Below are 11,263 nucleotides of genomic sequence, written 5' to 3' on the forward strand. Positions count from 1 at the left end.
GCCGATCAGCAAGGACTCCACGCATGAATGCCGCAGACGCACAGAAACTAGCCCGCCGCTTTATCGAATTGCCCCAGGACAAACGTCGTTTGTTCCTCGCCGGCATGGCCCGCGAAGGCATCGATTTTGCGCAGCTTCCCATGACTGCCTGCGACGGCATCGCTGAGCGCGACGGCCTGTCTTACGCGCAGCAGCGCATGTGGTTTCTCTGGCAACTGGAGCCGACCAGCGCAGCCTACAACCTGCCGATGGCGGTGCGTCTGGATGGCGATCTGCAAGTCGAGGCACTGGAGCAGGCCTTCAGCCGTCTGGCGGCACGCCACGAATGTTTGCGCACCACCTTCGGCCAGGACGGCGAGCGTGCCTTCCAGCGTGTGGCCGAGCCGCAGCCACTGAAGTTGCCCGTTACTGACCTGGGCGGGTTGCCCGAAGCGCAGCGCTGGCCGCTCGCGCAGCAGCACATGATGGCCGAGGCGACCCAGGCCTTCGACCTGCAGAACGGCCCGCTGCTGAGTCTGCGTCTGTTGCGCCTGGCCGAGCGGGAACATGTGCTGCTGCTGACCCTGCATCACATCATCGCCGACGGCTGGTCGATGAACATTCTGATCGATGAGTTCATGCGCACCTACGATGCGCTGGTGGCCGGGCGCGAACCGACGCTGGCGCCGCTGACCGTGCACTATCGCGACTACGCGCTGTGGCAGCGCAGCTGGCTGGAGGCTGGCGAGCGTGAGCGGCAACTGGACTACTGGCGCACGCAACTGGGGGACGAGCATCCGGTGCTGGAATTGCCCACCGACCGCGCCTATCCGGCGCAATCCAGCCATCAGGGCGCACGCCTGGAAACGGTGATTGACGCAACCCTGCGTGAAGAGCTGAAAAACCTCGCCCAGCGTCAGGGCGTGACGCTGTTCGTGGTGCTTTTGGCAGCGTTCAAAACCCTGCTGCATCGCTACAGCGGCCAGACCGATATTCGTGTCGGCGGACTGATCGCCAACCGCACCCGCAGTGAAACCGAAGGCCTGATCGGCTTCTTCGTCAACACGCAGATCCTGCGCAGCGCGGTCACTGCGCAGACGCCGTTCACTGAGCTGCTGCAGAGCCTGCGCCAGGCGGCACTGGGTGCGCAGGCCCATCAGGATCTGCCGTTCGACGCCCTGATCGAAGCCCTGCAACCGGCACGCAGCCAGAGCCACAATCCGCTGTTTCAGGTGATGTTCAACCATCAACCGCTGGTCACCGATTTGCATCAGGCGCAACTCGCTTCAGGCTTGCGCGTGGGCTATCTGAGCGAAGAACAACTGGCCGGCAGCGCTCGGCAACACGCGGCCACCAGTGACCTGATGCTCGACACCCGTGAGGAGGGCGAGCAACTGTTTGCCGCCTTCACTTACGCCACGGATATTTTCGACGCCGCGACCATCGCCGCGCTGGCCGGGCATTGGCGCAACATTCTCCAGTCGGTGTGCCGCCACCCGCAACAGTTGATCGGTGACGTGGCGATGCTCGCCGATAGCGAACGGCAAGCGCTGATTCAGTCCACTGCGCCTGCGCCTCGTTTCACCAGCGTGCAAACCCTGTTCGAAGCGCAGGTCGCGCGCACTGGGCAAGCGCCGGCGGTGCGGTTGGCCTCTGCGCCTGCGCCGGCATTCAGCTACGCCGAACTCAACACTCGCAGCAATCGTCTGGCCCATCAGTTGCGCGCATGGGGTGTCGGTCCGGACGTGCTGGTCGGTGTTGCGCTGGGGCGCTCGCTGGAACTGGCGGTGGCGCTGCTGGCGGTGCTCAAGGCCGGCGGTGCCTACGTGCCGCTGGACCCGCAGACCCCGGCCGAACGCTTGCGCCATGTGCTCGATGACAGCGGTCTGAAACTGTTGCTCAGCGACCGGCAAAGCCTCGCCAGCCTGCCGCCCCTCGATGGCGTCGAGTGCCTGTGTCTGGAGCAGTTGCCCGACAGTGAGCAGGCCGACAATCTGCCGGTCACGGTCGAAGCCGACAACCTCGCTTACGTGATCTACACCTCTGGCTCCACCGGGCGGCCGAAAGGCGTGGCGGTCAGTCACGGTGCGCTGAGCGAGTTCATCGCCCGCGCCATCGATTACAGCGATCTGCACGAAGGCGACCGGGTTCTGCAATTCGCCACCAGCAGTTTCGACGGTTTCGTCGAGCAGTTTTTCCCGCCGTTGTGCCATGGCGCCAGCGTGGTCATGCGTGACGCGCCGTTGTGGGACAGCGCGACGCTGCATCAGGTCATCGTCGATCAGGGCATCACTCTTGCCGACCTGCCGGCGGCCTACTGGTATTGGCTGGTGCAGGAATACGCGGCGAAACCGCCGGCAAGTTTCGCCGCGCTGCGCCAGGTTCACGTTGGCGGTGAAGCCATGGCGGTGGACGGCTTGCGCCTGTGGCAGCAGGCCGGGCTCGGCCATGTGCGCCTGCTCAACACCTACGGGCCGACCGAGGCCACGGTGGTCTCGACGATTCATGACTGCACCGGGCTGACCGCGCAGGATGTGTCGTGGCGCGGCATGCCGATCGGCAAGGGGCTGGCGGCGCGGCGCCTGTACGTGCTCGACGATGACCTGAACCTGCTGCCGCAAGGCGCTGTGGGCGAGTTGTACATCGGTGGGCCGGGACTGGCACGGGGTTATCACCGTCAGCCGAGCCTCAGCGCCGAGCGTTTCATTGCCGACCCGTTCGCCGACGGTCAGCGCCTGTACCGCACCGGCGATCGTGCGCGGCTGCGCGGCGATGGCGCGCTGGAGTACGTCGGTCGGGTCGATCATCAGGTGAAGATTCGCGGTTTCCGCATCGAACTGGGCGAGATCGAATCGCGCCTGCAGCAATGTCCCGGGGTTCGCGAAGCGGTGGTGCTGGCGGTGCCGTTCGCGGGCGGTACGCAACTGGTCGCCTACGTGGTGACGGAACCGGCAGCGCTCGCCAGTGCGGCGACGCAAGCGCTGTTCCGTCAGCAGACCCGCGCCGCGCTGCAAGCCAGCCTGCCGGATTACATGGTGCCGGGGCATCTGCTGTTGCTGGCGAACCTGCCGCTGACGCCGAGTGGCAAGCTCGACCGCAAGGCCTTGCCAGCGCCGGATCCGGCGCAGTTGCAGGGCGATTACCGCGCCCCGCAATCGGCGGCCGAGCAGTGCCTGGCGCAGGTCTGGGCCGAGGTGCTGCAGGTGCCGCGTGTGGGTCTGGACGATCACTTTTTTGAACTGGGCGGCCATTCGTTGTTGGCCGCGCAGGTGATCGCGCGAATCAAGGAGCAGATGGGTGTGGTGCTGCCGCTGCGCAGTCTGTTCGAAAAACCGCTGCTGGCGGATCTCGCCGAGGTGCTCGGGCAACTGGCCGAGGCGAGCGGCGACGACGACTGGTCCGACATGGATCAGTTCATGAATGCTTTGCAAGGAGAAGAAGTATGAGCGGCACGATGGCGGAACGTATTGCGCAAAGATTCGTCGGCCTGCCGCTGGAGCAGCGTCGGCTGTTTCTCGCCAGGCTGCGTGAGGAGGGCAAGGATTTCAGCCTGCTGCCGCTGCCGGTCAGCCGCCACGACTGCGCACAGATTCCCCTGTCGTTCGCCCAGCAGCGCCTGCTGTTTCTCTGGCAACTGGAACCGCACAGTGCCGCGTACAACATGGCCGCCGGCTTGCGTCTGAAGGGGCTGCTGGACGAGTCGGCATTGAGCCGTTCGTTTGATCATCTGCTGGCGCGCCATGAAGTGTTGCGCACGGTGTTCCACACTGACGGCGATCAGCCCTATCAGGTGATTCTCGAGCAGCAAAGTATTGCCCTGGAACGCTTCGACCTGACGGGCATCGCGGCGCAAGAGCGCGAGCAAGTACTCGCGCAACACGTGCAGGACGTCACCGCGCAACCGTTCGATCTGCGCCACGGCCCGTTGTTGCGCGCCAGTCTGTTTGCCTTGGCCGACGACGAGTTCGTGCTGGTGGTGAGCATGCATCACATCGTCTCCGACGGCTGGTCGATGGACGTCATGGTCAAGGAATTCGTCCAGTGCTATCAGGCTTTCAGTCTGCAGCGCGAGCCGCAGTTGCCGGCGTTGCCATTGCAGTATGCCGACTATGCGATCTGGCAGCGACGCTGGCTGGAAGCAGGCGAGGGCGAGCGCCAGCTCGACTACTGGCGTCAGCAACTGGGTGACGAGCATCCGCTGCTGGAAGTGGCGCCGGACTTTGCCCGACCGCTGACCCAGAGTTTTGCGGGGCAGACCCTGAGCTTCGATTTCGGTGCCGACCTGTCGCGCCAGCTCAATGCTTTTGCCCGCAGCCAGGGCATCAGTCTGTTCATGCTGGTGCTGGCCGGGTTCTCGCTGTTCCTCTCGCGTCTGGCCGGCGAGCGCGACATACGTGTTGGCGTGCCGAATGCCAACCGTAGCCGCGCCGAAGTCGAAGGGCTGATCGGTTTCTTCGTTAACACTCAGGTGCTGCGCTGCCAGATCGATGAGTGCGCCAGCTTCGCGGATTTGCTGGCGCAGGTGCGGGAAGCGGCGTTCGGCGCGCAGGCGCATCAGGAATTGCCGTTCGAGCAACTGGTCGACGAATTGGTCGCCGAGCGCACCCTGGGTCACAACCCGTTGTTCCAGGCCAAGTTCAACCAGAACGTCGGCATGCAGAAACAACGCTCGATGGCTTTGCCCGGTCTGACCGTCAGCGAATACCCGCTGGCCAAGGACGGCACGCATTTCGATCTGGCCCTGGACATCACCGACGACGGCGCGCTGATCCACGGTCAGATGACCTACGCCAGCGATCTTTATCGGGCGGAAACGGTCGCCGCTTTCGTGCCGATGTTGCTCGACCTGTTCAGCCAATTGCTCAATGCGCCGCAGGCGCCGCTGCACACGGTCGCCACGCAACGGCCTGCGGCGCTTGCCATTCAACGCGAACCGGCGTTGACGGTGTTGCAGCACTGGACCCGTGAAGTGGCCCGCCAGCCGCAGGCGCTGGCCGCCCGTGATCTTCAGCAGACCATGACGTTCCAGGCACTGGATGAGCAAGCCAATCGTTTCGCCCATTATTTGCGTGCGCAGGGCATCAATGTTGGCGAACCGGTGGCGGTGCTGCTGGAGCGTTCGCTGGACTGGCTGACTTGCGTGTTGGCGATTCTCAAGGCTGGCGCGGTGTACATGCCCCTCGACGTCAAGGCACCGAGCGCACGCCTGCAACAGATGCTCGGGGCTGCGCAGGCACGGGCGTTGATCGCTGCCGAAGGCGATGCGCGGGTCAGCGAACTGGCGGTCGAGGGCTGTCAGGGTCTTGAATTTGCCCCGGAGCAATGGCAGTCGCTGCCGGCGTCCGCGCCTGAGCTGACGCTACATGCACAATCGCCGGCCTATGTGATTCACACCTCCGGTTCCACCGGGCAACCCAAGGGCGTGCTGGTCAGCCACGCTGCGTTGGGCAGTTATGTGCGCGGCGTCCTCGAGCGTCTGGCGCCTGCGCCCGAGGCGAGCATGGCGCTGGTTTCGACCATCGCCGCCGACCTTGGCTTCACCGTGCTGTTCGGCGCGTTGTGCTCGGGCCGCCTGCTGCATGTGCTGCCGGAAGAGCTCGGTTTCGACCCGGACCGCTTTGCCGACTACATGGCCCGCCATCGCGTCGGCGTGCTGAAAATCGTTCCCGGCCATCTCGCCGCGCTGTTGCAGGCGGCCCAGCCTGTCGATGTGCTGCCGGAACACGCATTGATCGTCGGCGGCGAAGCCTGTTCGCCGGCGCTGGTCGAGCGCGTGCAGCAACTGAAACCGGGCTGTCGCCTGATCAATCACTATGGCCCGAGCGAAACCACCGTAGGCGTGCTGACCCATGAGGCCGAAGCACTTGCCGCGCAGACGCGCAGCGTTCCGGTCGGCACGGCGTTGGCCGGTGCCCATGTCTATGTGCTCGACGATGTGCTCAACCCGGTGGCCGATCAGGTTGCCGGTGAGCTGTACATCGGCGGCGACAGCGTTGCCCTGGGTTACCTGAATCAGCCGGGACTGACCGCCGAACGTTTCCTGCCCGACCCGTTCGGCGTAGCCGGCGCGCGGGTGTACCGCAGCGGCGACCGGGTCCGGCGCAACCGCGAGCAGGCGCTGGAATTCATCGGTCGTGCCGACGATCAAGTGAAAGTGCGCGGCTACCGCGTCGAGCCGGCGGAAGTCGCGCGGCTGTTGCTCAGCCTCGACGGCGTCAGCGAAGCCGCGGTGCTCGCGTTGCCACTGGATGACGATCCGGCGCGCCTGCAACTGCTGGCCTGGTGCGTGCCGCTAGCGGGTGCGAAGGTGCAGGCGCAGGCGCAGGCGCAGGCGCTGCGCGAGCAATTGCAGGCGCGGCTGCCGGACTACATGGTGCCGGCGCAGTTGCTGTTGCTGGAAAAGCTGCCGCTGACTGCCAACGGCAAACTCGACAAACGCGCCTTGCCCGTGCCCGGCGTGGTCAGCCAGCAGTTTGTCGCGCCGGTCGGTGAGATCGAAGAGAAACTGGCTGCAATCTGGGCCGAGGTGCTCAAGCTCGAGCGGGTCGGCAGCAGCGATAACTTCTTCGAACTGGGTGGCGACTCGATTCTCAGTCTGCAGATCATCGCCCGGGCCAAGCGCCAGGGGATCAAGCTCAGCCCCAAGCAGTTGTTCGAAAAACAGACCATCGGCCAACTGGCCGCCGTGGCCAAACTGATCGAGGCCAAACCGGCTGCCGCTGCCGCACCTGTGGCACGCGGGCCATTGCCGTTGCTGCCGATTCAAGAGCGTTTCTTCGAGACGCCGATTGTCCAGCGCCAGCACTGGAATCAGTCGGTGATGTTGCAACCGACCCTGGCGCTGGACGCCGTGCATCTGCGCAAGGCGCTGGCGACGTTGCTCGAACAGCACGAAGCACTGGCCTTGAGCTTTGTGCAGTCGGGCGATCGCTGGCAGGCACTGCCGCAGCCGCAGGGTGATGCCGAACTGCTCTGGGTCCGCGAGCTGGACAACCTCGACGCCTTGCCAGCGCTGGTCGACGCGGCGCAGCGCAGCCTGGATCTGCAACGCGGGCATTTGCTGCGCGCGGTGCTGGTCAATCTGCCGAATGCCGAGCAACGTCTGCTGCTGGTGATCCATCACCTGGTGGTCGATGGCGTGTCGTGGCGCATTCTGCTGGAGGACTTGCAGCAGGCCTACCACGCCCTGGCGGCGGGAACGGCGCTCGCGTTGCCGGGCAAAAGCAGTTCGCTGCACGACTGGGCCGGGCAGTTGCATCGTTATGCACAGAGCGAAACGTTGGCGGCTGAAAGCGCTTATTGGCGCCAGACCCTTGAGGCCGACAACGCGGCCCTGCCAAGGGATTTTGCCGAGGACAGCCAGACCCGCGCCGAGGCCGCCCGCGCCAGTACGCGCCTGAGCCAGACACTGACCGACAAGCTGCTGAAAGTCGCCCCGGCGGCGTATCGCACGCAGATCAATGATCTGTTGCTGACTGCATTGGCGCGGGTGCTGTGTGACTGGAGCGAGCAGCCTTCGGTGTTGATCCAGCTCGAAGGTCATGGTCGTGAAGACCTGTTCGACGACATCGACCTGAGCCGCACGGTCGGCTGGTTCAGCAGCCTGTTCCCGGTGCGCCTGACCCCGCAGGAAAATCCCGTTGCGTCGCTGTGTGCGATCAAGGAGCAACTGCGTGCGGTGCCGGGCAAAGGCATCGGTTATGGCGTGCTGCGTTACCTCACGCGTTCTGCCGAGTTGCAGGCGCTGGCGCAACCCCGGGTGACCTTCAATTATCTCGGCCAGTTCGACGGCGCGTTCAGCGCTGAGCAAGGCGCGTTGTTCGTGCCAAGCGCTGACAGCACCGGTGCCAATCAGGATGAGCAGGCGCCGCTGGGCAATTGGCTGAGTGTCGACGGTCAGGTCTTCGGCGGTGAGCTGGAACTGACCTGGACCTTCGGCACCGGCATGTACCGCACCGCGACCATCGAGGCGTTGGCCGAGGCCTATCGCGTCGAGCTGGAGCGCCTGATCGAACATTGCTGCGAGAGCGGCGCCGGTGGCGTGACACCCTCGGACTTCAACCTCGCCAACCTCACGCAAGCGCAGCTGTCGGCGCTGCCGATCGCGCCGCGTGACATCGTTGATCTGTACCCGCTGTCGCCGATGCAGCAAGGCATTCTGTTCCACAGCCGCAACGAGCCGCACAGCCCGGCCTATACCAATCAACTGCGGGTCGACGTGGAACAACTCGACGCCGAGCGCTTCCGCCAGGCCTGGCAGCAGACCCTCGTAGCCCACGATATCCTGCGTACCGCGTTCGTCTGGCCGCAGGATGCTGCAGCGCCGGTGCAGGTGGTGCGCAGCCGTGTGCGGATGCCTTGGCAGGTGCAGGACTGGCGCGGTCGCGATGGCCTCGGTTCAGCGCTTGATCATCTGGCCACTGAAGATCTGCACAAAGGTTTCGATCTGCTCGACGCGCCGCTGTTGCGCGTGACGCTGGTGCGCACCGATGAGAACACTCATCACCTGATCTACACCTGTCATCACATCCTCATGGACGGCTGGAGCACTTCGCAGTTGTTCGGCGAAGTGCTGCAACGCTACGCCGGCATCACGCCGAGCGCAGGGCAGGGGCGCTATCGCGATTACATCGAATGGCTTGGCCAGCGCGATCAGCAGGCCAGTCGGCAATTCTGGAGCGCGGCGCTGGCGGAACTCGCAGAGCCGACGCGACTGGCCAGCGCCATGCCGGTCCGGCAGCGCGACGCAAGCGGTTATGCCGATCATGAGCATGTGTTCAGCGAACAGCTTACGGCCGAACTGAACCGCTTCGCCCGCGAACAGAAAGTCACCCTTAACACGCTGGTGCAAGCGGCGTGGCTGCTGCTGTTGCAGCGCTACACCGGGCAGGATCACGTGGCGTTTGGTGCAACCGTGGCTGGGCGGCCGACGGATTTACCGGGCGTCGAGCAGCAGATCGGCCTGTTCATCAACACCTTGCCGGTAGTGGCGGCGCCATCGCCGGAGATCGGCGTCAGCCAATGGCTGCAACAGGTACAGGACCTCAACCTGGCGTTGCGCGAGCACGAACACACGCCGCTGTATGACATTCAGCGCTGGGCCGGCACGGGTGCCGGGGCGTTGTTCGACAGTATTCTGGTGTTCGAAAACTATCCGATGGCTGAAGCGCTGGCGCAGGGCCCTGAGACGGGCCTGAAGTTCTCGGCAATCCGCCGGCAGGAGCAGACCAACTATCCGCTGACGCTGGTCGCGGTCACCGGCCGCGAGCTGAGTCTGGGCGTGAGTTACGATCAGGCCAGTTTCGACGCTCCAGCGATCAGTGCGTTGAGTGCGCAGTTGCAAGGTCTGCTCGAGCAGTTCCTCGCCGACGCCACCCAGCCGTTGGGCGCGCTGCAACTGCTCGCCGAGCCACAACGGCAACAAGCGATCGCGTGGGGCAAGGCGCCGGTGACCGCGCCGGATCAACGCACGGTGCTGGCGCACATCGCCGCGCAGGTGCAGCAACAGCCACAAGCGAGCGCGGTGCGGTTCGCTGAGCAGTCCATCGATTACCAAAGCCTCGATACCCGGGCCAATCGTCTGGCGCACAAGCTGCAAGGCATGGGCGTCGGGCCGGAGGTGCGCGTCGGCGTGTGCATGCGCCGCACGCCGGACATGCTGGTCGCACTGTTGGCGATCCTCAAGGCCGGTGGCGCCTACGTGCCGCTGGACCCGGATTATCCGCAGGAACGCTTGCTGCACATGCTGGACGACAGTCGCGCCGCCGTGCTGCTCACCGAACCGGCGGCGTTGGCGATGCTGCCGGAAACCTTGAGCGCGCAGGTGCTGCTGGTGGACGCGAGCGTCGCCAGCGAATGCCCGGTCACTGCGCCGCTGGTTAACCTCGCTGCAGACAATCTGGCGTACGTGATCTACACCTCCGGCTCCACCGGCAAACCGAAAGGCGTAGCGATCAGCCACGGCAATCTGTCGGCACTGATTCAATGGTCGGCGGGGGTCTATCGCGAAGAGCAATTGCGCGGCGTGCTGGCCTCGACCTCAATCTGCTTCGATCTGTCGGTGTGGGAAATCTTCGTCACGCTGGCCTGCGGTGGCTGTCTGGTGCTGGCCGACAACGCCCTGGCGCTGGCCGATTTGCCGGCGCGCGAGCAGGTCACCCTGATCAACAGCGTGCCGTCGGCGATTGCCGCGTTGCAGCGCGCCGGGCAGATTCCGGCTTCGGTTGGCACCATCAATCTGGCCGGCGAACCGCTCAAGCAGAGTCTGGTCGACAGCCTCTATGCCAGCACCCGGGTGCAGCGGGTCTACGACCTCTACGGGCCGTCGGAGGACACCACCTATTCGACCTACACCCTGCGCACGTCGCAGGGGCGGGCGAACATTGGCCGGCCGCTGGACAACACCGTGGCGTATCTGCTCGACAGTCAGTTGCAAGTGCTGCCCGCGGGCGTGCCGGCTGAGCTGTACCTGGCCGGTGCCGGAGTGACGCGCGGCTATCTGCGCCGCGCCGCGCTGACCGCCGAACGCTTTGTGCCGAATCCTTACGCGAGCAATGGCGAGCGTCTGTACCGCACCGGCGATCTGGTGCGCCAGGGCGACGACGGCAACATCGAGTACATCGGTCGCGCCGACCATCAGGTGAAGATTCGCGGTTTCCGTATCGAACTCAGCGAGATCGAAGCGCGCCTGCTGGAGCTTGACGATATCGGCGAAGCGGTGGTGCTGGCGCAGGACGGTGCCGCTGGCAAACATCTGCATGCCTATCTCGTCGCCGCGCCGGACAGCGAGCGGTCGACCCTGACCGAGCGGGTGCGCAGTGCGCTGGTCAGCCGCTTGCCGGCGCACATGGTCCCGGGGCATTTGCACCTGATCGACGCGATCCCGCTGACGCCCAACGGCAAGCTCGATCGCAAGGCGCTGATGGCGTTGGCCGAGAGCCCGATGCAGGAGCAATACCAGGCGCCGCAAAGCGACCTGCAGTGGGAGGTCGCAACGATCTGGCAGGAGGTGCTGGAGGTCGAGCGGGTAGGGCTGGCGGACAACTTCTTCCAGCTTGGCGGGCATTCGCTGCTGGCGACGCTGGTGGTGACCCGGGTGCAGGAGCGCCTCGGCGACAAGGTGCCGCTCAAGGCGCTGTTCGAAACCGACACGCTCAAGGATTTCTGCGCGCGGATCGAAGCGCTGCGCGTCGAAATGTCGCCCGTTCAGGATGAATTGGCTAAATCACTGGAGGCCCTCAAACGTCTATCCCTCGATGATCTGGAAAAACTGATTTCTTGAGAG

Annotated in this window: 2 protein-coding genes; both read left to right on the forward strand. The window is 64.8% G+C overall.

Annotated features, from left to right (window positions below):
* The first annotated feature begins 23 nt into the window (after positions 1-23).
* Positions 24-3,425: a non-ribosomal peptide synthetase gene (locus tag QRN33_RS19975; RefSeq protein ID WP_285409660.1), complete on the forward strand. Its 3,402-nt coding sequence runs from the start codon at positions 24-26 to the stop codon at positions 3,423-3,425.
* Positions 3,422-11,260 carry a non-ribosomal peptide synthetase gene (locus QRN33_RS19980; RefSeq protein ID WP_285409661.1) on the forward strand — a complete coding sequence of 2,613 codons (7,839 nt, stop codon included), beginning with the start codon at positions 3,422-3,424 and terminating at the stop codon, positions 11,258-11,260. Before QRN33_RS19975 ends, QRN33_RS19980 begins: the two co-directional genes overlap by 4 nt.
* Positions 11,261-11,263 lie beyond the last annotated feature (3 nt).

It is taken from the genome of Pseudomonas sp. FR229a (assembly GCF_030209115.1).
In the GTDB taxonomy this organism is placed as follows: domain Bacteria; phylum Pseudomonadota; class Gammaproteobacteria; order Pseudomonadales; family Pseudomonadaceae; genus Aquipseudomonas; species Aquipseudomonas moraviensis_A.

What these genes read in the sequence shown, in the direction of transcription:
- QRN33_RS19975 (WP_285409660.1), top strand. Translation starts at nt 24, where the DNA reads ATGAATGCCGCAGACGCACAGAAACTAGCCCGCCGCTTTATCGAATTG.
- QRN33_RS19980 (WP_285409661.1), top strand. Translation starts at nt 3,422, where the DNA reads ATGAGCGGCACGATGGCGGAACGTATTGCGCAAAGATTCGTCGGCCTG.